General features: G+C 44.0%; 22 protein-coding genes. 6 read left to right on the forward strand and 16 right to left on the reverse strand.

Features of this window, described 5'->3' with window-relative positions:
* The first annotated feature begins 74 nt into the window (after nt 1-74).
* On the forward strand, nt 75-335 hold the full coding sequence (rpsT, locus tag R7M72_RS17815) for a 30S ribosomal protein S20 (protein WP_005381938.1): 261 nt from the start codon (nt 75-77) through the stop codon (nt 333-335).
* Between the two features lie 304 nt (nt 336-639).
* Here the strand turns inward: rpsT and R7M72_RS17820 are convergent, their stop codons facing one another.
* Together R7M72_RS17820 and nhaR are read right to left on the reverse strand one after the other, a co-directional pair.
* Nucleotides 640-948, reverse strand: a complete 309-nt coding sequence (locus R7M72_RS17820; protein WP_005381940.1) for an ArsR/SmtB family transcription factor — start codon at nt 946-948, stop codon at nt 640-642.
* Between the two features lie 288 nt (nt 949-1,236).
* Nucleotides 1,237-2,127, reverse strand: a complete 891-nt coding sequence (gene nhaR / locus R7M72_RS17825; protein ID WP_005385959.1) for a transcriptional activator NhaR — start codon at nt 2,125-2,127, stop codon at nt 1,237-1,239.
* A 385-nt stretch (nt 2,128-2,512) separates the two neighbouring features.
* Here nhaR and R7M72_RS17830 point away from each other — a divergent pair, with 385 nt between their 5' ends.
* Nucleotides 2,513-3,658: a Na/Pi symporter gene (locus R7M72_RS17830; protein ID WP_025768431.1), complete on the forward strand. Its 1,146-nt coding sequence runs from the start codon at nt 2,513-2,515 to the stop codon at nt 3,656-3,658.
* A 147-nt stretch (nt 3,659-3,805) separates the two neighbouring features.
* Nucleotides 3,806-4,948, forward strand: a complete 1,143-nt coding sequence (locus R7M72_RS17835) for a flavohemoglobin expression-modulating QEGLA motif protein (protein ID WP_053306894.1) — start codon at nt 3,806-3,808, stop codon at nt 4,946-4,948.
* A 70-nt stretch (nt 4,949-5,018) separates the two neighbouring features.
* On the opposite strand, the gene R7M72_RS17840 is transcribed toward R7M72_RS17835, so the two are convergent.
* The 5 genes from R7M72_RS17840 to rppH form a co-directional block, all read right to left on the reverse strand.
* Entirely contained in the window at nt 5,019-5,870 is an 852-nt protein-coding gene (locus R7M72_RS17840) for a thymidylate synthase (protein WP_005381947.1), read from the reverse strand.
* Nucleotides 5,871-5,879: 9 nt separating this feature from the next.
* Nucleotides 5,880-6,701, reverse strand: coding sequence for a prolipoprotein diacylglyceryl transferase (gene lgt, locus R7M72_RS17845; RefSeq protein WP_005381948.1), 822 nt, complete (start codon nt 6,699-6,701; stop codon nt 5,880-5,882).
* An 87-nt stretch (nt 6,702-6,788) separates the two neighbouring features.
* Entirely contained in the window at nt 6,789-7,580 is a 792-nt protein-coding gene (locus R7M72_RS17850) for a sulfite exporter TauE/SafE family protein (protein WP_005385965.1), read from the reverse strand.
* Nucleotides 7,581-7,586: 6 nt separating this feature from the next.
* Nucleotides 7,587-9,833 (reverse strand): phosphoenolpyruvate--protein phosphotransferase, encoded by a 2,247-nt coding sequence (gene ptsP, locus R7M72_RS17855; RefSeq protein WP_315956856.1) that lies wholly within the window; start codon nt 9,831-9,833, stop codon nt 7,587-7,589.
* A 2-nt stretch (nt 9,834-9,835) separates the two neighbouring features.
* Complete coding sequence (gene rppH / locus R7M72_RS17860; protein WP_005381953.1) at nt 9,836-10,357, reverse strand: RNA pyrophosphohydrolase; 522 nt, start codon at nt 10,355-10,357, stop codon at nt 9,836-9,838.
* Between the two features lie 619 nt (nt 10,358-10,976).
* Here rppH and mutH point away from each other — a divergent pair.
* Nucleotides 10,977-11,657 (forward strand): DNA mismatch repair endonuclease MutH, encoded by a 681-nt coding sequence (mutH, locus tag R7M72_RS17865; protein WP_017635066.1) that lies wholly within the window; start codon nt 10,977-10,979, stop codon nt 11,655-11,657.
* A gap of 15 nt (nt 11,658-11,672) precedes the next feature.
* Here mutH and R7M72_RS17870 read toward each other — a convergent pair whose 3' ends face one another.
* Complete coding sequence (locus tag R7M72_RS17870; protein ID WP_005381772.1) at nt 11,673-11,984, reverse strand: DUF6482 family protein; 312 nt, start codon at nt 11,982-11,984, stop codon at nt 11,673-11,675.
* 154 nt (nt 11,985-12,138) lie between these two features.
* Here R7M72_RS17870 and R7M72_RS17875 point away from each other — a divergent pair, with 154 nt between their 5' ends.
* Nucleotides 12,139-13,173, forward strand: coding sequence for an NADP(H)-dependent aldo-keto reductase (locus R7M72_RS17875; protein WP_005381774.1), 1,035 nt, complete (start codon nt 12,139-12,141; stop codon nt 13,171-13,173).
* A gap of 131 nt (nt 13,174-13,304) precedes the next feature.
* On the opposite strand, the gene R7M72_RS17880 is transcribed toward R7M72_RS17875, so the two are convergent.
* From R7M72_RS17880 to xerD, 7 genes are all read right to left on the reverse strand, one after another.
* Complete coding sequence (locus tag R7M72_RS17880) at nt 13,305-13,556, reverse strand: hypothetical protein (protein WP_005381776.1); 252 nt, start codon at nt 13,554-13,556, stop codon at nt 13,305-13,307.
* Between the two features lie 529 nt (nt 13,557-14,085).
* Nucleotides 14,086-15,420: a cyclic-di-GMP-binding transcriptional regulator VpsR gene (gene vpsR / locus R7M72_RS17885; protein WP_017635067.1), complete on the reverse strand. Its 1,335-nt coding sequence runs from the start codon at nt 15,418-15,420 to the stop codon at nt 14,086-14,088.
* 242 nt (nt 15,421-15,662) lie between these two features.
* Nucleotides 15,663-17,180, reverse strand: coding sequence for a lysine--tRNA ligase (lysS, locus tag R7M72_RS17890; protein ID WP_005382861.1), 1,518 nt, complete (start codon nt 17,178-17,180; stop codon nt 15,663-15,665).
* Nucleotides 17,181-17,214: 34 nt separating this feature from the next.
* A protein-coding gene (gene prfB, locus R7M72_RS17895) for a peptide chain release factor 2 (RefSeq protein ID WP_100068604.1) occupies nt 17,215-18,313 on the reverse strand; the annotation gives its coding sequence in 2 pieces (ribosomal slippage) (nt 17,215-18,237 and nt 18,239-18,313; 1,098 coding nt in all).
* A 173-nt stretch (nt 18,314-18,486) separates the two neighbouring features.
* The gene (gene recJ, locus R7M72_RS17900) at nt 18,487-20,226 is read right to left on the reverse strand and encodes a single-stranded-DNA-specific exonuclease RecJ (RefSeq protein ID WP_225491975.1); all 1,740 of its coding nucleotides are present in this window, start codon (nt 20,224-20,226) and stop codon (nt 18,487-18,489) included.
* Between the two features lie 43 nt (nt 20,227-20,269).
* Nucleotides 20,270-21,058 carry a bifunctional protein-disulfide isomerase/oxidoreductase DsbC gene (gene dsbC / locus R7M72_RS17905; RefSeq protein WP_042521854.1) on the reverse strand — a complete coding sequence of 263 codons (789 nt, stop codon included), beginning with the start codon at nt 21,056-21,058 and terminating at the stop codon, nt 20,270-20,272.
* A gap of 59 nt (nt 21,059-21,117) precedes the next feature.
* Nucleotides 21,118-22,035, reverse strand: coding sequence for a site-specific tyrosine recombinase XerD (xerD, locus tag R7M72_RS17910; RefSeq protein WP_005381788.1), 918 nt, complete (start codon nt 22,033-22,035; stop codon nt 21,118-21,120).
* A 157-nt stretch (nt 22,036-22,192) separates the two neighbouring features.
* On the opposite strand from xerD, the gene fldB reads away from it, so the two are divergent.
* Nucleotides 22,193-22,711: a flavodoxin FldB gene (gene fldB, locus R7M72_RS17915; protein WP_005381790.1), complete on the forward strand. Its 519-nt coding sequence runs from the start codon at nt 22,193-22,195 to the stop codon at nt 22,709-22,711.
* An 85-nt stretch (nt 22,712-22,796) separates the two neighbouring features.
* On the opposite strand, the gene brnQ is transcribed toward fldB, so the two are convergent.
* Nucleotides 22,797-24,107, reverse strand: a complete 1,311-nt coding sequence (gene brnQ / locus R7M72_RS17920; RefSeq protein WP_318056284.1) for a branched-chain amino acid transport system II carrier protein — start codon at nt 24,105-24,107, stop codon at nt 22,797-22,799.
* Nucleotides 24,108-24,157: the final 50 nt, after the last annotated feature.

Below are 24,157 nucleotides of genomic sequence, written 5' to 3' on the forward strand. Positions count from 1 at the left end.
GACATTTAAGCGCAAATGAGGGATATTCCTCGCCCTTAAATTGTCACAGAACTAAGTTTTTGGGAGTTAGACCCTTGGCAAATAGTAAATCTGCTAAGAAGCGCGCTATCCAAGCTGAGAAACGTCGTCAGCACAATGCTAGCCGTCGCTCAATGATGCGTACTTACATGAAGAAAACTGTTGCTGCTATCGAAGCAGGCGACAAAGAAGCTGCAACTGCTGCATTCGCTGTAGTTACACCTATCCTAGACCGCATGGCAACTAAAGGCCTTATTCACAAGAATAAAGCAGCTCGCCATAAGTCTCGTTTCGCTGCACAAATCAAAGCTCTTTAATAGAGTCCTGATTTTACAGTGAAGAAAAAACCGACCTTGTGTCGGTTTTTTTATATCTACAAAGTTTTCTTAATAAAAAAAGCTGGCAATGCCAGCTTTTCTTTTTCTGAATGTCCCATTTAAAGACATCAGCTTATTCATTACCCATATAACGCTCAAACTAGAAAGCACTAATAAAACACTTGAGAACAAAGCAAATTGGTCGATGAGTAGTACCCTATCATCAAAAGTTTAACGCCACTCTCAAATATTCCAACAAGTTAGATTCACACTCTAAGATGAGCAGTATATTAGGACTATTTAATTAATGTTGAGCACTCTCAGCACAATAAAGACTATGCAGTGTTTTTATTAACGCTTTCACTTCATCACTCTTTAATGTGTAGTACACCGTTTGTGCTTCTTTCCTTGTCGTGACTAACTCATCACGACGAAGCCAAGCAAGATGCTGAGATAATGCCGACTGGCTTAGCTCTAACTTTGCACACAGCTCTCCCACGGACAGCTCTTGGTTATGCAGCATACAAAGGATTTGTAGGCGTCTCTCGTTTGCCATCGCTTTGAGCAACACGACGGCTTTTGCGGAGTTCTGCTCCATTTCTTGTAGATTCATGTGTTGGACCTCTAGCTACAACTTACTTATTCCAACCCTGGCCAGCTTGTTGTGTTGCACTGATTTATATATCTAAGAAAATCAAGATACACTCCCAGAGTCTTCATTATTAGAACCTCTAATTTAGTTGTTAGTGATACACCAATATTATCCACCAAGGATTTTAATTGGTGCGCCATCAATAATTAATAGTTTTGCTCACTAAAACAAGTATCTTGCTTACTTAGATATTATTTAGAATTATATTTTTATTGATAGTAATCTATTTATTTACGCAACGATACGGGTTTACTCAAACATTTGACTGAAATCAGCATCACAAACATTTTTTACCGCGGGGTGTTGGATCATTCGTTCCGCAAAAATCACGTAGTACTCTTCTTTTAGCCCATCGACATGGCCAATTAGCTGTAAATTTCGGTCGTCTTCAATCTCCGACATGTATACGGTCGGTGCCAAGAAAATCACATCGTCGTGGTACCGAGCAAAAGCTTTCATCAACGCAACATCATCAAACTCCCCCAGCACATTGGCTTGAAGGCCTTGACGATCAAACCATTGAATAACTTTACGCCCCATAGCCGTTCGGCTCGCGGGAATCAGAAGTTTTTTTTGTTCCAAGATCTCAGGAAATCGCACATTTTCAATTTCAGAAGAAGCAAAAAAGCTCATGCTACTTTCACCTAACTTTTTGCTATAAAGGCCAGGACTTTGAGTAGAATCAACGGGACAATCCGAAAGGATCATATCTAGCTTGTGCTGAGAAAGGCGTTCAAGTAGCAGTTCGTGGGTTGATTCATAACAGCGTAAATGAATACTGTTATCTTCCGGGACGGTCGTCATCAGTACTTTACTGACCAAGCGTTTAGATAATGCATCGGCTACACCAACTTCAAATAGAATGTTCGAGTGCTGGCTGTAATTGACGATATCTAACATCTCATAGCTCAAACCGAACATCCGGTCGGCGTACTTAAACACAAGCTGACCTAACTCAGTGGGCTCAACTGTACGACCATTGCGCTTGGTTAACTTTCCTTTCATGCGCTCTTCAAGCGCTTTAATCTGTCCTGTCACGGTTTGCGGTGTCAGGAAGAGCGCGTCAGCCGCCTTAGTTACAGAGCCCTGTTTGCACACCATCCAGAAATAATAGAGATGGTTGTAGTTTAGATGTGACATGATCGAGTCCCGAAAAGAAAGTGATACTTTTTATACCAAATGTGACAGAGACAAACAATAAACTCGACAAAACCATACAATACCTTACAAAAGCATAAGTTTTACCGAAAGTATAAAGTCAATACTGTCATAAAAGTTGAACTGAGGCGCATTTTCTCTACAAAAAAACGCAAAAACCAAACAAAACGAAACCAAAATTTAACCACTAAAATCAACAAGTTAAAAATTAATTTTCTTCTTCTTTTACGCCATTATCAAAAAGAACAATAAAAATCTCTCACAGCAAGAAATCTGTAATATTACTGAAATATTTGTTCTCTAACATCGCCCGCAGATTCAACTACAGACCGAAAAATGAACTGAAAGGTCAACGGAGAAAATTATGATGAACCAAGCTACTTCAACAGTGGCACCAATTTCGAGCACAGCTCGTTGGTTACGCTGGGCTAACTTGGCATTCATGTTATATCTGCTTCTTCTAGCAGTATCTATGGTTGGTAGTGGCTTTAAATGGGCAACTGGCGATCAAGCTAAGGTGCTATTTGAATTTGCCGCACACCCAGTTGCAGGTCTAATGATCGGCTTGGTGGCAACAGCCTTAATTCAGTCTTCAAGTACTGTAACGTCTATTATTGTAGGCTTGGTTGCAGGTGGCTTACCTGTAGAAACCGCTATCCCTATGGTGATGGGTGCTAACATTGGTACCACAGTGACCAATACGCTTGTATCTCTTGGCCACGTGCGCTGTAAAGAAGAGTTCAAACGTGCATTTGCAAGTGCAACCATTCACGACTTCTTCAACTTGCTTGCTGTCGCTATTTTCCTTCCGTTGGAAATGATGTTCGGCATTTTAGAGAAAGTTTCTCACTGGCTTGTTTCTCCACTGCTTGCTACTGGTGATATGAGCATTAAAGGCTTCAACTTTATTAAACCAATTACAAAGCCAGTCGTAGGCGCAATTAAAGAGCCACTTTCTACCTTCGGTGATACTGTTGGCGGCGTCATGCTTATTGCTTTGGGTATTGCGACTATCTTCGTTGCAATCACAGTGATGGGTAAATTAATGAAGAGCCTAATGGTTGGTCGCGCACGTGAAATTTTGAAAAACGCCATCGGTCGTGGTCCTATTCACGGCATCGTATCAGGCTCAATCGTGACCGTTCTAGTACAATCTTCCTCAACCACGACAAGTTTAATGGTTCCGTTGGTTGGTACTGGCGTGTTGAAAGTACGAGATATCTACCCTTTCACTCTGGGTGCTAACATTGGTACTTGTATTACGGCACTACTAGCAGCGACAGCGGTATCTGGAGAGTTCGCAGTATTCGCACTTCAAATCGCTCTAGTCCACTTAGTATTTAACATCATGGCGACGCTGTTTATCTTTGGAATTCCATTCCTACGTGAGATTCCGGTTAAAGGCGCTGAGATGATTTCTGAAATGGCTATTAAGAATAAAGCTGTTGTTGGTGGCTACCTAATGTCAGTATTCGTTATTCTACCAGGTGCGATTCTAGCCCTAACAACGTAACAACAACGACATACCATCGCTTATTGTTTAGGCTCCACATCGTGGAGCCTTTTTTATGATAATTAAACTGTTCAAATCGATTGTCCGGTGATAATTTGAGCCACATCAGCATGCTTATGCTGAGCTATCTCATTTGGAGTCGACAACATGACGCAGCTTAATGACGCTATTTCTGATCAGCTACTCGCAATAGACGAAAACCTAACCCAACTGGTTGCTGATATTGATATCCTCAGTAGCGTGAATCCTCTTAATTATGCTCAAGAAAGAGAACGTTTCATTAAAAACAAATATTCTCAAGAGCCTAATTTTCAATATTCAATTACTAATGTAGATACTCACAGCGCAAAGCGACGTCTATATGAGCTACCTCTAGAAAACATTCAAGACACCCAATTGCAGAGGCTGTACGCAGATGTAATTCAGTCTTATGCAGATAAACTGGATCAGGTGAATACCATAGGCACGCAAGAGTTTCTTTATAACTCCTTACGCTATTATGGGGAACCGAGCGCCAAAGATATTGCCAACGCCCATTTCATATTGCACCTTCCTACAGAAGAAGAAAAAGAACCTCAGCACGATAGCCGTGCAATAGCACGTTTCATGCAAAATTTTGCTCAACGCAATGGGTATGAATGTGAAATACAGGTGTTGGACGGGATGTTAGCAAACGCACTAGTTTCAGGATCTCGAGTCAAAATTAACCACGCGGCGTACATCACCACTGATGAGCTGGAGGCTCTTGCACATCATGAAATGGGAGTACATCTCCTGACTACGCTTAACGGTCGTCAACAACCGCTAAAAGTCCTGAGCTTAGGTTGTCCTGCCAATACCAACACTCAAGAAGGGCTGGCTATATTATGTGAGTATCTGTCAGGACATTTCAGTATCAAGCGCCTAAGAACCTTAGCCTTACGAGTTCTGGCAGTAGAGTCGATGATCAAGGATCGCGATTTCCGCCATACGTTCATGCTATTAAAAGAACAGTATAAAGCTTCTGATCTTCAAGCATTTACAACGACTGCCCGAGTCTATCGAGGTGGAGGTTTAACGAAGGATTACTTGTATCTTAGAGGATTCCGAGAGGTGCTCAATGCCTATGATAAATTGGGCGATGACTTTTCACTATTGTTGTGCGGGAAAACAGAGCTGAAGTACTTTGAGCTTATCCGTTCATTAGTGAGTAAAGAAATATTCACTCAACCTAAGTTTATTAGCCCGGCACTGTCCACACCGATGCAGACCAACCCAATTCACCGTTATATTGTCAGTGCACTAAAATAATACCTTCTAAGTACAAAAAAGAAAAAAGCTCCATTCGGAGCTTTTTCTATATCTTGAAGAACGATACTCGTTACACTGAGAATGGGTAACGAATAGGATCGTGATGCTCGTACCCTTCAACCCAAAAGTCATCCAGTGTGACCCATGTTTCCAAATCTTCTAGAGATTTAATCTCTGGGTTGATATGGAACGTCGGCGCTTTTAATGGCTCACGCTTCAACTGAACATCGCGCATCAGTTCAAGCTGATCTTCATAAATGTGAGCATTCACAATCTTATGAAATGCCTGACCAGGTTTCTTGCCCGTAATTTGCGCCATAATCGCCAAGAACACGTAAACTTGAACCATATTGAAGTTTAAGCCAAGCGGTACATCACACGAACGCTGAGTACTATTCAGGTAAAGCGTATCATCCAGCAATGAAAAATGGTGACTGTACATACAAGGACGCAAGCACCCCATGTGGAACTCACCCGGGTTGTAGAAGTTCAAGATTTCACCGCGATCATCAACACCACGCGTTAAGTCATCCACTATCTTACGTAGTTGGTCAACATGACCACCATCAGGTTTCGCCCAGGCGCGCCCTTGAACCCCATAGACACGGCCCATGTCGTCTTCGCCTTTACGGTATGGGTTATTCAACCAGGCATCATTTAGGTTGGCATTGGCATCCCAGGTTTTCGTGCCCAGCTTACGAAAATCTTCCGCATTATCGTAACCACGAATATACCCTAATAGCTCTGCAACGGCCGCTTTCCAAAAACTTTTACGTGTGGTGACCAACGGAAATTGATTGTTCGCAACATCGTAGGTTAAATCCGCGTTGATTACGGTCAGGCAGCGCTTGCCTGTACGCTCATTTTCAACCCAAACACCTTGGTCAACGATGCGTTGACACAAATCTAAATACTGTTTCACACCAATACCTTACTTCGTCTTTTGTGGTAATTCGTCTTTGTAATGACCACGTTTGTATGCCCAAACCATCATGAGGACACCGATAACCACCATTGGCAGGGATAAAATCTGTCCCATGGAAATAAAGCCACCGAATAACCCCAAATGAGCGTCTGGTTCGCGCACGTATTCTACTAGGAAACGGAAGGTTCCGTAACCCGCAAGAAAGAGTCCTGAAACAGAACCTAGAGGACGAGGTTTCTTGATGAACCAATTCAAAATGAAGAAAAGGACGATACCTTCAAGCGCCATTTCATAAAGCTGTGATGGATGACGTGGCAGTGGACCGCCATTTGGGAAAACGATCGCCCAAGGCACATCCGTTACTCGGCCCCACAACTCGCTGTTCATGAAGTTACCTAAACGCCCCATACCCAAACCAAATGGCACAAGCGGCGCGATAAAGTCAGCAACACCGAAGAAAGTTCGCCCGTTTTTGTGTGCATACCAGAACATCGCAGTAATCACACCCAGTAAGCCCCCGTGGAAAGACATACCACCGGTCCACACTTTAAATAGATACAAAGGGTCAGCCAGGAAGAGCTCAAAATTGTAGAAAAGCACGTAGCCTACACGGCCACCAATCACCACGCCAAGGAAGCCTGCGAACAACAAATCAGAAACCTGCTCTCGTGTCCAACCACTTCCAGGCTTATCCGCACGTCGGTTCGCTAACCATAGAGCAAACATAAAGCCCACAAGGTACATCAAACCGTACCAACGAACCGAAACAGGACCAATAGAGATTAAAACCGGATCAATATTGGGAAATTCAATATATCCCTGAGACATAAATCATTCTCTTCTTATCACAACAAAATAAATATACCCAAGTAACCTCTAGATGCTTGGTTCAGCGAGAATGACTTGGGTACAAACTTAGAGCAGCATGGTCGCTGCAACAAACATTAAGAACACCGCGAATATCTTTTTTAATACCGCAGTTGGAAGGTTAGTTGCCAGCTTCGCACCCACTTTTGTTGTGAGCATCGAGGCCATAGCAATCGCTAATAAAGCGGGAAGATAAACATAACCAATACTGTATGAAGGTAAGCCTTCCACTTTATAGCCATGTAAGATGAAGCCGATCATACCAGAAATAGCAATCACGCAACCACAAACGGAGGATGAGCCCACCGCTTTACGCATCTCTATCCCATGTTTATTTAAAAATGGTACCGACAGTGAGCCACCACCAATACCAGCAAGGCTTGATACGACACCAATTCCCGTGCCGTAAACTACAGTCACAGGGCTGCTCGGCATAGGTTTACTGCTCGTAACTTTAATGGAACGAAACATTTGTACTGACAGGCAAAGAACAATGACACCAAACACTTTCGGCAAATAGTGTGTAGGGATCCACTCAGCAATATTGGCACCAACAAAGCCACCAATGACCACACCAGGCATCAACCATTTTACGACAAACATATCGACATTGCCGAGCTTAAGGTGATTCATCGCCGATGAGCCAGACGTGACAATAATACTCGCTAACGAAGTGGCTAAGGCCATGTGCATACTCATTTCTGGAGAGATCCCAGCAAGAGGAAGCAAATACAACAAGGCAGGAACAACAATCAAACCACCACCGATACCGAGTAACCCCGCCATCACACCCACAAAAGCGCCTAGCGCCAACAATAACAAAAATAAAGAGACGGTCACGATTTCCTACTTTTTACCTGCACGGATAAAGCCCGCAAAGCCCTGTTGAATGAAGAAGTCATGCATCATTTGATGAATGTCCTCCCCATAGGACTTTGTCATTGCTTGCTCCGCTAATTTTTCTAATTCTTCTTGTTGGCTATGACGAATCAAATATTTCACCTTAGCCACATTGGAGGTGTTCATACTCAAACTGGTATACCCTAACCCAAGTAAGAGAAGAGCGCCAAATGGCTCACCCGCTAGCTCACCACAAATACACACGGGCACCTGATATTTATCACACACCTCATGGATTTGCTTAAGCGCTAACAGTACCGCAGGATGCATAGATTCATAGACATCCGCTACGCGCGAATTGTTCCTATCTACCGCTAATAAATACTGAGTTAAATCGTTTGTCCCGACAGAAACAAAATCAACACGGTGAGCAATCGTTGGCAACAGATACACCATCGATGGTACTTCAATCATGACCCCAATTTGTGGGAATTGAATTCTATCATCAAGCAAAACGGCTTCGCTGTGAGCTTGATTAATCAAGCTAATGGCATCGTCTAGCTCTTTTACCCCTGACACCATTGGCAATAAGATACTTAAGTTTCCGCTTTCTGCACTCGCTCTTAACATTGCACGCAGCTGGATCAAGAAAATGTCTGGATGATCCAATGTAAAACGAATGCCACGCCAGCCTAGAAACGGATTATCTTCTTCGATGGGCAAATACGGCAAAGGTTTGTCACCACCAATATCCAAAGTACGCATCACTACTCGTTGATTCGGATAGCTGTTAAGTATTGCTTGGTATTGATGATACTGCTCATCTTCCGAAGGAAAGTGATGCTGGAGTAAAAATGCAATCTCAGTTCGGTACAACCCAACACCATCAACACCTGTGTTGATGGCAATATTACTGTCTGCACTGAGTCCCGCATTCAGCATAATTTCGATATGGTGATTATCTTGCGTAACCGCAGGGAGTGCGAGGTCCTTGTTTACCATGGCAAACAGTTCAGACTCTTCGCTTACTAAGCTGCGATACTCTCGCAACAACTGGCGGTTTGGCTCTAAGAAGATCTCACCCGTATAGCCGTCGACTATCCCGAGTTTGCCATTCACCACATCCGGATTAATGTTGGCGCCCATGACTGCAGGGACCCCAAGAGCTCGAGATAAAATGGCAGCGTGAGAGTTTGCGCCTCCCTCTAATGATACGACGGCTAACAAAAACTCTTTAGGTACAGAAGCGAGCAAGGTGGCAGTGAGTTCGTTCGCCACCAAAATAATGGGACGATCAATTGCAGAATTTTCTTGCTCACTGTTGTGCAGAAAATAGAGCAGCCTTTGCCCTAACTCTCGGATATCTTGCGCTCTTTCACGCATGTATACATCCGACATTCTTGCAAATCGATTCGAGTATGACTCTACAACTTGGCGTAACGCCCAGTCTGCCCTATCTCCTTTTTCAATCTGCTTCTTCAAATCACCGCGAAGCATCGGATCATTCAGTAAGTGAGTAAACAGATCGAAGATCGCCAGCGCATCTTTGTTGATTTCACTGTCCAGCTTTTTCCGCATACGGCGAAAGTCATTTAACGCTCGCTCTATGGCCACCAGTAATGTCTCGTGCTCGCGTTCCTTATCTAACGTGGACGAAGGGAAAACATCCGATAAACTCGGCTGGGTATTGTCGAACCAAAACTCTCCAATCGCTACACCAGTAGACGCAGGCAAACCTTTTAATACCGTGGGTTTAGATGCTAACTGCCAATGCCCAAGATTCTGCGCATGTGCAATGAGCACCGCTAACTGAGCGGATAAGGTAACAAGAAACGATTCTTCCATTTCACTAAACAAGCGCGGTGTTTTTTGTTGGATCACCAACACACCTAAAACTTGTTTACGATGAATGATTGGAGTAGCTAAAAAAGAGTGGTAAATCTGTTCGCCGAGTTGAGGAAAGAATTTGAACTCGGGATGTTTTGAGGCTTCGGCAAGGTTAAGAGGCTCAGCGCTTCGTTTTACCAACCCAACCAAGCCTTCATTGAAGTTGATATGAATACTATCACCTTCAAAAATAAGGCCTTGAGTTGCCATTAACTCAAGGCGCTGCATTTCTTCATTAGCAAGATAGATAGTACAGCACTCAGTACTAAGGGCAGCACAAGTCTCTTTCACCAATATATCGAGTGCCAGATGCACATCATCGACCCTGGAGACTTTCTCAACTATTTCCCTTAGCTGACTGAGCATGATTATCCTCTACGTTGCTTTTTTCTTTTCCCTTTCGCTTTTCTCTCTCGAAAAGGCATGGCTAAGGATGCAAATTCTTTCATCGCTCGTCGATAAACATCTCGCTTGAAAGAAACAACTTGCCTAACTGGATACCAGTAACTTACCCAGCGCCAACCATCAAATTCAGGGGATTTTCCGCGTTGCATATTAATGCGAGACTCATCGCATTCTAATCTCAGCAGAAACCATTTCTGTTTTTGGCCGATACAAACAGGCTTGGAGTCCCAACGCACCAATCGCTTTGGTAGCTTATATCTTAACCAATGACGACTTGTTGCAATGATCTTAACGTCTTTTTTCGTTAAACCGACTTCTTCATATAACTCCCTGAACATGGCTTGTTCAGGGGTTTCACCTTCGTCAATCCCACCTTGTGGAAATTGCCATGAGTGTTGCCCGTATCGTTTAGCCCAGAAGACCTGACCATGGTTATTACATATCACAATACCAACATTAAGTCGGTAACCATCGCCATCTATCACTGGCTAACCTCTATGAATAAATTTTTTATTACCGTGATTTTTCCACATATCCCCATTACTAGCAAACTTACTGATGTGATATGAGCAAGATTTATTACCTTTTCACCATTTTTGGATATCTTTTAATCAAACCATACCTTATCAACACAAGAGTGAGACATCGCCCACATTTATTCACCTTTTCTGTGAATAACTTTGTGAAGAATTCAATTCAAATGAGTAATTCAGTTCAATCCCATCAAATGAAAAACAAATGAACAAACAAAAAAATAAACATAAAACATTGATAAGAAAGTATTTATTTTTAAAAATAACGATAATTCGATCTTCAATTTCTTGATGATCTTTTCACCAAACTCAGATCGGTCAAAGATCCACCAACAGGCTATTTATCCACACTCACCTGCTATTCGTTTAGATGATTACAACAAAATCAACCCCAAAAATGCATTTTAACCCCTGTTTATTCATACAGACCCCGCCAGGATCTTATCAATACCTCCTCCGCCTGTGGATAAGTTATGAATTGATCGTTCTTACACCGCCTCGGTGAAATCTTAAACAGTAGATTTGGTCGGAGTTTGATAAACTATATTTTTTGTAATACCACCTTGTAACTATGAAACCAGAACCACAAACAGAAGCAGAGCTATTGGAACGAGCGCATGATATGGCAGGACTCAGTTTTGCTGAGTTGGCCGCCGAGGCGAATATGATTGTTCCTGAAAACTTAAAACGTGATAAAGGTTGGGTGGGTCAATTACTCGAATGGCACTTGGGCGCTCCAGCTGGCAGTAAACCTCAACAAGATTTCGCAAACCTAGGGATCGAGTTGAAAAGTATTCCGATCAGTTATTCTGGCAAACCTTTAGAAACAACCTTTGTTTCTGTGGCTCCCCTCACTGGTGTTCATGGTCTTACATGGGAAACAAGTCATGTTCGAAACAAGCTATCTCGTGTGCTTTGGGTACCCGTAGAAGGAGAACGAGAAATCCCACTCGCTGAAAGACGTGTGGGCAGTCCACTCATTTGGTCACCAGATGAAGAAGAAGAGCGGATTTTGCGAAATGACTGGGAAGAGTTAATGGAGATGATCGTCTTGGGAAGATTTGATCAAATTTCCGCCAGACACGGAGAAGCGCTGCATCTTCGCCCTAAAGCCGCAAATGCAAAAGCGCTCACCGAAGCATACAACTCAAATGGTAAGCCGATGAAAACTCTGCCCCGAGGCTTTTACCTTAGAACACAGTTTACTGAACAGATCTTACTCAAGCACTACATTAACACTCAACCAGAATAAAACCATATCAGCTATTTAGTGCGTCACGAGCGATAACTCAATATCGCAGTACGAGGCTGCCTCTTCAGTGCCACATTCGTCATACGCATTGCGCAGCCTTAAATACGCTTTATCGACCCCTAGCCTCAATAGTTCTTCTTTTACTAAGTCTAGAGAGCCAAAATGTATCGGGTCTTCACCGTCTTTAATCGGCTCAAGTTGATGCTTGTACTCCACAGCTAAAAGATAGTCAGAGACATCAGAACACCCAATCACAAATACTTTGGGAGTTTTATAAGTATCTTTATGTGGACCATGTAGCCACATGTCCAATTGATGCTTCTGCATAACATACCTCCTTCACACGATCATTTAAGTGTAGTTAGGCTAACTGTAGCTTTCGAGTTTGCTCTTCCTTTATACGTAAATCATTTGCGATTGCGGCTAAAAATCCCCTATATTGGAGTCACTTATTTAGTCGGTAACTCTTCAAGGACGTGATATGCAATACACAAAACTACCGCACTCATCACTTGAGATCAGTAAAATCTGCCTCGGCACTATGACGTTTGGCGAGCAAAACACAGAAAAGGACGCCTTTGAACAGCTCGACTTTGCCCTCGATCATGGGGTGAACTTCATCGATACCGCAGAGATGTACCCTGTACCGCCAAACTCGGAAACACAAGGGCTCACCGAGCAATACATCGGTAATTGGTTGGCAAAAAGCGGCAAAAGAGAAAAAGTAGTACTGGCAACAAAAGTGGCAGGCCCTCGCAATGTTCCTCACATTAGAGACAACATGAGCCTTAATCGTCGCCACATCCATACAGCAATTGATGACAGCCTTAATCGTCTACAAACCGATTATGTCGATTTGTACCAACTACATTGGCCGCAGCGTCAAACCAACTGCTTTGGTCAACTCAACTACCCATACCCTGACAAACAAGAAGAAGTCACGTTAATTGAAACGTTGGAAGCGCTTACTGAATTAGTGAATGCAGGTAAAGTGCGCTATATCGGCGTATCCAACGAGACGCCTTGGGGTGTAATGTCGCTACTGCGTTTGGCAGAAAAACACGATTTGCCAAGAATTGTCTCCATTCAAAACCCATATAACTTATTGAACCGCAGCTTCGAAGTTGGCTTGTCTGAAATCAGCCATTACGAAGGCGTTCAGTTACTTGCCTACTCTCCTTTGGCATTTGGCTGCCTGAGTGGTAAATACCTAAACGGGGCAAAACCTGAAGGCGCTCGATGTACTAAGTGGGAGCGTTTTGCGCGCTACTTCACTCCACAAGGTGTTAAAGCGACCGAAGCTTACGTCAATTTAGCTCAAGAGCATGGTCTAAACCCTGCACAAATGGCGCTCGCGTTTGTCAATCAGCGTCCATTTGTTGCTTCTAACATTATCGGAGCAACAAACCTAGACCAATTAAAAGCCAATATCGACAGTATTGATTTGCAACTTAGCGACGAACTACTTACTGAAATTCAAGCAATAGGTACAACTTACTCGAATCCTTGCCCTTAACAGTACCACCTTCAAACGAAAACAGCTGATCTTCAAGATCAGCTGTTTATCCAATGAAGTCATACTTCATATAAAAAGTTAAGCGTGTTGAATGACTCGTTAGCAACTCAGTCAGCCCAACACGCTAACGATTACGTCATTATTCGCGACGTTAAGACTCGACGAAGGTGACGAACTCGACGTTCAACTTTTACTGCATCCGGAACATTGGCACGTGTAGAACGACCATCGCGATCTAAACCAATATCTCTCAATAGATGAACATTCGTCCATGGAATATCATGAGCAGTTCGGCGTATGGTGCGCTGCCATTGCTTTTCTTCGCGTTTAAGGTCTGCTTTCAATAGCAAAGTGGCCAATTGTAGGTAAATAGAGTGACGCATAATATTTTCTCCGATTATCGATGTATTCGACTGGGAAAAATAGTGCGTAAAATGAACAGAAATATTCTGTTGATACTAAGCCGCTACTTTTCCGCAGCCTAGTAATAAATATGATAGGTTACGGATTAATTTTTATCTTGTGAGCCAGTGGTATTGGTATCATCCGATTTAAGGGTTATCGGAGCGATAGGCATACGATCAGCGCAAGCAGTGGTGTTAACAACGTAATGTTTCATCTTGCGCCTCCTAGCTAAAAATTAATCCGTTTATGAAAGGTATAACTCACTGAGTTACGGTTAAATTGTAAGCTTTGATGAATATATATCAAACATTTTTTGCCTTTTTGATTAAAAACAAATCAATACACCGCAATTTAGTTTCATATACTTTTATGTATAACATATTCACCTGAGGAATATATAAATTTGCGGATTTTATAAATCAAACCAAACAAAAAATAAAAAGAGCGGCTCTGTGGCCACTCTCTTTTATTGTATTTATTCGCCTATTTAACACAGGGAAAGGCCAACTACATGGCTTGTTCGGAAATCAAGTTATGTTTATTAAGTAGTCGATACATGGTTGCACGCGAAACTCCGAGCTCTTTCGCCGCATTTGAAACTTGACCAGAATGAGATTCCAAAACAACCAGCAACGCATCACGTTCACTCTTCTCTCGGATTGATTTCAAGCTGCGCTTTGAGTCATTACGTTGAGGTAAATCTAAGTGATGCTCTTCAATCATTACGCTGTCGGACATTAATACCGCTCGCTTCACTTGGTTCATCAGCTCACGCACATTTCCAGGCCAGAAATAACGTGTCAGTGCCTTGAATGCATCCTCAGAAAAGCTTTTTGCTTGCGAGTTGTACTCTTTTGAGAACTCTTGTAAGTAGAAACGAGCCAGCAATGCGATGTCACTCGCACGTTCTTTCAAGCTAGGGACATTGATGCGCAAAACGTTGATGTAATGGTAAAGCTCTTCATTGAAGTCACCGTCAATCAAAGCTTTTTCAACATCTGACGAGTTAGCAGCAAGAATACGCACGTTAACCGCTTTTACGCCATCTTTGGTATCAATGGTGCCTTCTTGCAAGAATCTCAGCAGATTCATTTGCTGCTCTTTTGAAATGGTAAGAATGTCGTTAAACAACACGGTGCCGCCATCTGCTTGTTCAAGCAGGCATGCTTCCATATCTTCATCGGCGTTAATACCAAATACTTCAGCTTGGAAACGTTGTTCATTGAGTGCGCGACAGTTAATTGCCATAAACGGTTTATGAGAGCGTGAAGAGACTTTATGGATGGCCCTAGCAACCGCCTCTTTACCAGTCCCACTTTCCCCAGAAATCAGAATACTGACGTCCGTTGGACCAATGCGCTTCACTTGATCGCGTAAACGTTTCATCGGGATAGATTCACCAATCAAACCCATATCTAAACTGCTACCAAAACTAGGCCAAACTTTTTTCTCCAACTTAAGCATGCCAAGCTGGTGACCTATTGTGCTTAATAACTGTGCATCTGGGATCGGCGCTGTGAAAAAATCGATACAAAAGTTAACAATGAACTGGCATATGGTGTCAGTGCCAAGCTGAGATTCACGAATAAACGCTAACCAACGTACGTGTTTGTGAGAGCTGACTAAGTTCGCCAAACCATTCAAGCTGAACTCGTCATGGCTGAGATCAACAATACCGATACATGGACCAATATCTTCTAACAGCGTATTAGCTTTGCGTAAGTCACCTACTTGGTGACACTTCCAGCCCACTTGCTCCAGTACCGATAACCAAGGCTCATAAGTACCGCCAACTACCACAAGCGATCCCGGGATGGAATCCATCTTAAACTGCCCAGCCATTCTCTAACCCTTTTTCATTGTTAATAGAAATTTTGTGCCACAAACTTATCTTTGCGAGCGGGTAACATTATCGAGACTCCGCCCCCTCACGTCTGTCTCAGTATTAAGACTATGCAATAGATTGAGATTTGGCGAATGTTTATTTGCATATCCCATTAAAAAGCAAATGCAACAACTTGAATTAACTTAACTAAAAGGCAAAAAAAACCACCCGAAGGTGGTTTTTTACTCATCCTATCGAATTACGCTTGCGGACGCATTGCAGGGAATAGGATCACGTCACGGATAGTGTGCGTGTTAGTCAGTAGCATAACCAAACGGTCGATACCGATACCTTGGCCTGCTGTTGGCGGTAGGCCGTGCTCTAGAGCAGTGATGTAGTCTGCATCGTAGAACATTGCTTCGTCGTCACCAGACTCTTTCGCTTCAACCTGTGCTTTAAAGCGTGCATCTTGGTCTTCAGCATCGTTAAGCTCTGAGAAACCGTTCGCTACTTCACGGCCACCGATAAAGAACTCAAAGCGGTCTGTAAAGAACGGGTTATCGTCGCTACGACGAGCTAGTGGAGAAATATCTGCTGGGTAACCAGTGATGAACGTAGGCTGCATTAGCTTAGGTTCTGCTGTTTCACCAAAGATCTCTTCAAGAAGCTGACCACATGTCCAGAAAGGTTCTACTTCAACGTGAACAGATTTCGCGATAGAAACCATTAGATCACGGTTTTGTAGGTCTTCTTCTGTTAGCGCTTGGATTTGCGCGTGGTCTGGGTTGTAGTGCTTGATTGCTTCGAACATGCTCATACGAGTGTAAGTACCACCAAACTCAACCGTTTCATCACCGTAAGGCATTGACGTTGAACCTAGAACTTCTTGCGCCACTGAGCTTAGTAGTTCTTCAGTTAGGTCCATCAGATCTTTGTAGTCTGCGTACGCCATGTAGAATTCCATCATTGTGAATTCTGGGTTGTGGCGTGGAGAAAGGCCTTCGTTACGGAAGTTACGGTTGATTTCGAATACGCGATCAAAACCACCAACAACTAGACGCTTCAGGTATAGCTCTGGCGCGATACGTAGGTACATTGGCATGTCTAGTGCGTTGTGGTGCGTGATAAATGGACGCGCACTCGCACCGCCAGGGATAACGTGCATCATTGGCGTTTCAACTTCCATGAACTGCTTAGAGATCATGAAGTTGCGGATTGCAGACATTACTTTAGAACGTACTACAAACGCTTGACGAGAGTCTTCGTTAACGATCAGGTCAACGTAACGTTGGCGATAACGCATCTCTTGGTCAGTTAGACCGTGGAACTTCTCTGGAAGTGGACGTAGTGCTTTGGTTAGCAACTCGTACTCTTCCATGTTCACGTATAGGTCACCTTTACCAGACTTATGAAGTGCACCTTTAACACCGATGATGTCACCGATATCTAGACCTTGGTATTTTTCTTTAAGTACTTTTTGAACCGCTTTGTCAGCATAAGCTTGGATACGGCCAGAAGTTTCTTGAATTACCAAGAATGGACCACGTTTAGCCATGATACGGCCTGCGATTGCTACTACGTGGTTAAGCTCTTCTAGCTCTTCCTTCGTCTTTTCACCGAACTCTTTCTGAAGGTCGCCCGCTAGTGCGTCACGACGGAAGTCGTTTGGATGGCCGTTCGCTTTGCAGCTCTTTCGGATTGCATCCAGTTTAGCGCGGCGTTCAGCAATCAGCTTATTTTCTTCTAGTACAGTTTCGTTTTGAACAGCATCAGTCATTTTCGATGTATCCTGTTTTTGTCGGTGAAAAGCTTTATAGACCTGATTTCAGGCTAGCTTCAATAAATTTGTCCAGATCGCCATCAAGAACCGCTTGAGTATTACGGTTTTCAATGCCCGTACGGAGGTCCTTAATACGTGAGTCATCCAATACGTAAGAACGGATCTGGCTACCCCAGCCAATGTCAGACTTAGCGTCTTCATTAGCTTGTTTTTCCGCATTTTGCTTTTGCAATTCAAGCTCAAATAGCTTCGCTCGAAGCTGTTTCATTGCCTGATCTTTGTTCTTATGTTGAGAACGGTCATTCTGACACTGAACCACTGTGTTCGTAGGTACGTGCGTAATACGTACCGCAGATTCTGTGGTGTTTACGTGCTGACCACCTGCGCCTGACGCACGGTAAACGTCAATGCGTAGGTCGGAAGGATTAATGTCGATGTCGATGTTTTCATCAATCTCTGGATAGATGAACGCAGAAGCAAATGACGTATGGCGACGACCGCCTGAATCGAACGGAGATTTACGAACAAGACGATGAACGCCCGTTTCAGTGCGTAACCAACCGTACGCATACTCACCAGAGATGCGAACTGTTGCCGACTTAAGACCCGCGACTTCACCTTCAGAGACTTCAATCACTTCAGCTTTGAAGCCCTTCGCTTCTGCCCAACGTAGGTACATACGCAGCAGCATGTTAGTCCAGTCTTGTGCTTCTGTACCACCAGAGCCAGCTTGCAAATCGATGTAACAATCAGAGCTATCGTGGTCGCCAGAGAACATACGACGGAATTCAAGCTTTTCTAGCTTCTCTTCCAACTCAGCAAGTTCTGGTTCAATTTCGTCAAATGTTTCTTGATCTTCTTCTTCTACAGCCAGCTCAAGAAGACCTTCTACATCTTCCACACCTTGCTCTAGTTGATCAATGGTTTCAACAACCGCTTCTAGTGATGCACGCTCTTTACCCAGTGCTTGCGCACGCTCAGGTTCGTTCCATACATCTGGTTGTTCAAGTTCTGCGTTGACTTCTTCTAGACGCTCTTTCTTCGCGTCATAGTCAAAGATACCCCCTCAGGACATTTGTGCGCTGAGACACGTCCTGCAGACGGTTTTTAATTGGATTGATTTCAAACATGTTTACTCAACATTTTAGAATAGAATTTAACCGAGAAATTCTACTGAAAAATGTGACCGAGATACAGGAAAATTTCGGATGAGAAATCAGATTGCGGTGAGAGAGAGCACGGTCATAAAATTTTACACCCACTTCGGGGCAACCGTACTCTATAAGAAAGGTTAATCTAGGTATTACTTAGCTTCGATATGATCGATCATCAATTGCAATGATTGATTACCACGAAATTCATTCACATCCAACTTATACGCGAGACGTACTGTTTTAACCGATGCATCTGGCCATCGGCGTAGATCAACATTGAATGCAATGCCGTCGATCATCATATTGGTAGGGTGACCTTTATAAAGCGGCTCTAACATCAATTTAAGATGCTTCTCACCCACCAGCTTTTGATGCAGTACTTTAAACTCACCATCAAAGATTGGCTCTGGGAAAGCTTGTCCAAAAGGGCCACCCGATCGCAGCTGTTCAGCAACATGCATAGAGAACTCTTCCGGCTTAAGTTCACCATCGGACATGATCACGCCTTTTAGCGCCGCTTCATCGAGTTCCTTTTTTACCACTTCATCAAACAAACGACTGAAACGCTCAAAATCCTGCTCTTTAATCGTTAAGCCTGCTGCCATGGCGTGTCCACCAAACTTGATGATCAAACCCGGGTTTTGCGTGTCGATGAAATCCAACGCATCGCGCATGTGTAGCCCCGGAATAGAACGACACGAGCCTTTAATCGTCCCTTCTCCGCCATCAGCAAATGCAATGACTGGACGGTGAAACTTCTCTTTAATACGCGAAGCCAAAATACCAATCACACCTTGATGCCAATCACGTTGGAACAAGGCTAGGCCATAAGGAAGCTCATTGCCTTCACCAAACTGAAGGCGCTCACAGAAAGCCATCGCTTCTTGCTTCATGCCTTCTTCAATCTCTTTACGTGTTTGGTTCAAGCCATCCAATTCACTTGCCATGCGACGAGCAGCGTGGATGTTGTTACACATCAGCAGTTCAACACCGAAAGACATGTCATCAAGACGACCTGCAGCATTAATACGTGGACCTAAAGCAAAGCCAAAATCGGACGCAACTAAACGACGCGCATCGCGCTTCGCGACCTCAATTAACGCTTGGATGCCGGGACGCGCTTTGCCCGCACGAATACGTTGCAAACCTTGGTGTACAAGAATGCGGTTGTTTTCATCCAATGGAACGACGTCGGCGACGGTACCCAGTGCAACAAGGTCAATCAGTTCCATCAACTTGGGCTCTTGCATCCCCTGTTCTGCAAACCAATTGTGTTTTCGCATATGAACGCATAGTGCCATCATGAGATAAAACGCGACCCCCACACCCGCAAGCGCTTTAGATGGAAAGCTACAGCTCTCAAGGTTTGGGTTCACCATTGCATCCACATCAGGCAACACTTGTCCTGGCAAGTGGTGATCGGTAACAAGCACAGTAATGCCATTTTCTTTTGCGTAACGCACGCCTTCGATTGATGAGACGCCGTTATCCACCGTCATGATCATCTCAGCGCCAAGCTCTAAGGCTTGGTCAACGACTTCTGGACTTAACCCATAACCGTCTTCAAAACGATTTGGCACTAGGTAATCCACATTGTGACTACCAAGCATACGCAGCGCGAGTACTGATAATGCTGAGCTTGTCGCACCATCAGCGTCAAAATCACCGACAACGATGATGCGTTTTTGTTCTTTTATCCCCTGAAACAAAAGATCGACAGCTTGCTCAATCCCCCCGAGTTTTTGATATGAATGCAACCCACGGGCCGACGTTTCTAATTGTGAAAGATCCGTTATCCCACGGTTGATGTAGATACGTTTAAGAATCGGAGGAATGGAATCAGGAAGAAGGGAAAGATCAGGTTCAGGACGTCGTTGAATTTCTATCATGCTTAAAAGAGCCGACAACTTTGCCGACTCTGCTCCTAATGGATTATAGTTGCTTTAAACGTTTCAATAGCTCTGCAGGTGGTAGGTAGCCACCAACCATTTCGCCATTCGGTAAGAAGATTGCTGGCGTACCAGAAATACCCAATTGGCGACCTAGATTGTAATGCGCCTGGATGGTTTCTTTACACTGTTTCAGGTCTTTCGCAGGGTTATCAAATGTACGATTCACTTTCGCGTTGTGCATTGCCGACGCCGGATCTTCAGCACACCAAATCGTTGCCATTTGTTCTGCCACAGGGCCAGTTGCACCTTGGCGAGGGTAAGCCATGTAACGCACTGTAATACCTAGCTCATTATAGCCTTGCATTTGGCTATGCAGACGCACACAGTAACCACATGTGATATCGGTGAATACGGTCACAACGTACTTTTCATCGTCGGCTTTGTATTCGATCATGCTATCGGAGAACTGCGCAATTTTCTCGGCGTTAAGTGGCGCTTGACGCTCTGCTATGACATCTTTGTAACTGCCATCATCCTTAATGGCATAAAGCGTACCGGCGATAAAATGGCTACCATCATTTGAAGCAAACAGGATCCCGCCATTGGTTTGAATTTCCAATAAGCCAGCGACGTCTGATGGTTGAATATCAACGATAGATAAACCAAGCTTTGAGAACTTAGTTTTTAATGCTGCTTCATCAAAGCCGCTCTGGGCAGCTGGCGCCACTTGTTGCGCAGGAGTCTCCGTTTGAGCCTGACTTTCTTCTGCACCACAAGCGGTAACAAAAAATGGTAAAGTCAGCAGAGTTAGTCGGCGTAATACGCTCATGAAATTCACCTTAATGTAAAATCGTTTTTCCAAGAAGACATGGATGAATCTAACCATTGTTATGCTCTTGGGTGGTGTTGACTGTGGATCTGCTTCAATCGTTCAGTCGCCACGTGAGTATAAATTTGCGTGGTCGATAAGTCACTATGTCCTAAAAGCATCTGTACGACCCTGAGATCTGCGCCATAGTTCAATAAATGCGTGGCAAAGGCATGACGCAGTACGTGCGGCGACAGCTGATCAGTATCAATCCCTGCTATCAAAGCATAGTACTTAATACGGTGCCAAAACGTCTGACGAGTCATTTGTCTTGCGCGTTTACTAGGAAAAACAATATCAGATGATGTATCACCAAGTAACGCAGGGCGCCCTTGTTGAATGAACGTCTCGATCCAATCGACCGCGTTTTCCCCCATAGGAACCAGGCGTTCTTTACCGCCTTTACCAGTCACGCGCACCACCCCTTGGCGCAAGCTAACATTTTCCATGGTCAAACTGACGAGCTCTGTCACACGCAACCCTGTCGCGTAGAGTAGCTCTAGCATCGCTTTATCGCGCAATTCTATAGGGTCATTCGGGTCTGGCGCTTCGAGCAACGCGTCCACTTGCTCTTCACTAATATCTTTGGGTAAACGTTGTGGCAGTTTAGGGCTAACCAAGAGCGCACTCGGGTCATCAGCACGCACCTTCTCACGATGCAGGTATTGAAATAAACGACGAATAGCCGACAACATACGCGCACGGGACGTCTGTTTGTAATCTAAGTCTACAAGGTGGCTTTGATATTCTTGCAAGCCAGACAAACTGATAAAATCAAGACGGTATCGATGTTTTTCCATCCACACGAGCAGCTTCATTAAATCGTTTCGGTAGGAAGCCAACGTGTTCTCTGATAGGCCACGCTCCATCCACATCGCATCTAAGAATTGCTCAACAAGCGAAAAATCTTGTTGATTGACAGGCTGTTGTGCCGTCATGAATGCTTCCTTATCTGTTTATATTTACAGTATTTAGATTAAAGCACCTGCCAATCCAATACCATAAAAAATCATCCCACATAGGATATTCGCTGCAATCTTCCTCAATTTATGGTTAGAATCTTCCACAACAGCAACACAAATAACGACGAATATAATGAAAATCGGACTCTTTTACGGCTCAACGACCTGCTACACCGAAATGGCAGCAGAGAAAATTCGTACCCTTATTGGTGAAGACCTTGTCGACATTCACAATGTGAAAGAGACACCGTTATCACTAATGGCGGACTACGACTTATTACTCCTTGGCATCTCAACTTGGGATTTTGGTGAAATTCAAGAAGATTGGAACGCGATTTGGCAAGACATCGCGACCACACCACTGAAAGGCAAAGTTGTAGCGCTGTTTGGTCTGGGTGACCAAGAAGGTTACGGAGAGTGGTATTTAGATGCGATGGGCTTACTTCACGATGAATTGCAAGCCACAGGCGCAACCTTTATCGGTTACTGGCCAAATGAAGGCTACGAATTTGAAGCATCGAAAGCATTGATCGAAGATGGCAGCAAGTTTGTTGGACTTGCGTTAGATGAAGACTCACAGTACGAACTGAGTGATGAACGCATCGAAAAATGGTGTGAACAAGTTCTTGTGGAATTCCACGACACGCTTTAATAGCGCAAACACGTCATCATTAAAAAGTAAAAAGCCCGATGAAGTAATTCATCGGGCTTTTTATTATCTTGATAACGCGAAGTGATTACGCGGTTTCTTGTGCTAGCTCTGGGCGAGGTTTCGCGATGAAGAACATGCACACGATAGCCGCAAATGTTGGAAGCACCCAACCCATGCCGACTTCGAATAATGGCAACATGTTAAACGCAGAAACATCAATACCCGATACTTTTGCCGCATCAACCAACGCAAACAGCAGAGATACAAGCAGTACTGCACGGTAAGCAAAGCGTGGATTCGGCAGTTTGCTGCGCACAAATGTTAGTGCAACCAACGCAATCGCCACAGGGTACAGCGCAAACAATACTGGCACTGACAGAGAAATCAGCTGCGCAAGACCAACGTTTGCAACCAATGCACAAACAGAACCATTAATCAGTACCCATTGCTTGTATGACAGTGGTGTTTTCAAGCTGAAGAAATCTGAACACGCAGAAATCAAGCCAATCGCGGTTGTCAGACACGCTAGCAATACGATGACAGACAGAACGATTTGACCGTATGGACCAAACAACGCTTGAACGTATTGGCTAAGCACTAGGCCACCATTATCAGCACCAGCAGCAACCGTTGCACTCGTCGCACCTAAGTAAAATAGTGAGATGTAAACAAACGCAAGACCAGCAGCAGCAATACAACCTGCATAGATCAGATATTTAGTAGTTGCAGAGCGCTCAGTAATGCCTTTACCGCGCAGTGCATCAACCATCAGCATGCCAAACATCAATGACGCGAACGTATCCATTGTGTTGTAGCCTTCTAAGAAGCCTTTGGTCAGAGGCTGCGTTAGGTATTCACCGTGCGCGCCAATCATATCGCCCTGAGGATCAAGGAAGACAGCGACAGCAAGAATGATCAAACCAACGAACAATGCTGGTGTCAGTACTTTACCGATGAGATCGATCAAACGGCCTTGGAACCATGAGAACATCATTGCTGCGATAAAGAAGATCACTGAGAACGCTGTCAGATGCGTTTGTGACGCCTCAAGGAAGAAAGGTTTCACCGCCATCTCGTAAGCCACTAGGCCAGTACGAGGCGCTGCAAACGCAGGACCAATGATGATGAAAATCAGTGCAGCCATAAGAACTGCCGCTTTTTTCGGAAGATCTTGCGTCAAGTGATCCCAAGAACCACCAGCAACAGCAATAGCAACGATAGTAATAAGAGGTAGACCTACCGCTGTTAGCAAGAAACCAAACATAGCTGGCATTAAGTTTTCACCCGCTAACTGACCCGCTAGAGGTGGAAAGATAATATTGCCCGCACCTAAAAAGAACGCAAATAGCATAAAGCCTACTGCGATAATATCTGTTAGTTTTAACGTCTGCTTCACAGATAACCCTTGTCTTTTAATTAATGAATGTTGTGTATGCTTAGACCACT

It is taken from the genome of Vibrio sp. YT-18, from assembly GCF_033337345.1.
GTDB classification, from domain to species: domain Bacteria; phylum Pseudomonadota; class Gammaproteobacteria; order Enterobacterales; family Vibrionaceae; genus Vibrio; species Vibrio alginolyticus.

Coding starts and splice junctions, on each gene's coding strand:
- lgt (WP_005381948.1), bottom strand. CDS start 6,701: ATGTCTCAGGGATATATTGAATTTCCCAATATTGATCCGGTTTTAATC.
- R7M72_RS17820 (WP_005381940.1), bottom strand. CDS start 948: ATGAATCTACAAGAAATGGAGCAGAACTCCGCAAAAGCCGTCGTGTTG.
- vpsR (WP_017635067.1), bottom strand. CDS start 15,420: ATGGCTGGGCAGTTTAAGATGGATTCCATCCCGGGATCGCTTGTGGTA.
- R7M72_RS17880 (WP_005381776.1), bottom strand. CDS start 13,556: ATGCGTCACTCTATTTACCTACAATTGGCCACTTTGCTATTGAAAGCA.
- dsbC (WP_042521854.1), bottom strand. CDS start 21,058: ATGAGCGTATTACGCCGACTAACTCTGCTGACTTTACCATTTTTTGTT.
- R7M72_RS17875 (WP_005381774.1), top strand. CDS start 12,139: ATGCAATACACAAAACTACCGCACTCATCACTTGAGATCAGTAAAATC.
- R7M72_RS17870 (WP_005381772.1), bottom strand. CDS start 11,984: ATGCAGAAGCATCAATTGGACATGTGGCTACATGGTCCACATAAAGAT.
- R7M72_RS17830 (WP_025768431.1), top strand. CDS start 2,513: ATGAACCAAGCTACTTCAACAGTGGCACCAATTTCGAGCACAGCTCGT.
- R7M72_RS17835 (WP_053306894.1), top strand. CDS start 3,806: ATGACGCAGCTTAATGACGCTATTTCTGATCAGCTACTCGCAATAGAC.
- lysS (WP_005382861.1), bottom strand. CDS start 17,180: ATGACTGATGCTGTTCAAAACGAAACTGTACTAGAAGAAAATAAGCTG.
- ptsP (WP_315956856.1), bottom strand. CDS start 9,833: ATGCTCAGTCAGCTAAGGGAAATAGTTGAGAAAGTCTCCAGGGTCGAT.
- fldB (WP_005381790.1), top strand. CDS start 22,193: ATGAAAATCGGACTCTTTTACGGCTCAACGACCTGCTACACCGAAATG.
- xerD (WP_005381788.1), bottom strand. CDS start 22,035: ATGACGGCACAACAGCCTGTCAATCAACAAGATTTTTCGCTTGTTGAG.
- recJ (WP_225491975.1), bottom strand. CDS start 20,226: ATGATAGAAATTCAACGACGTCCTGAACCTGATCTTTCCCTTCTTCCT.
- nhaR (WP_005385959.1), bottom strand. CDS start 2,127: ATGTCACATCTAAACTACAACCATCTCTATTATTTCTGGATGGTGTGC.
- mutH (WP_017635066.1), top strand. CDS start 10,977: ATGAAACCAGAACCACAAACAGAAGCAGAGCTATTGGAACGAGCGCAT.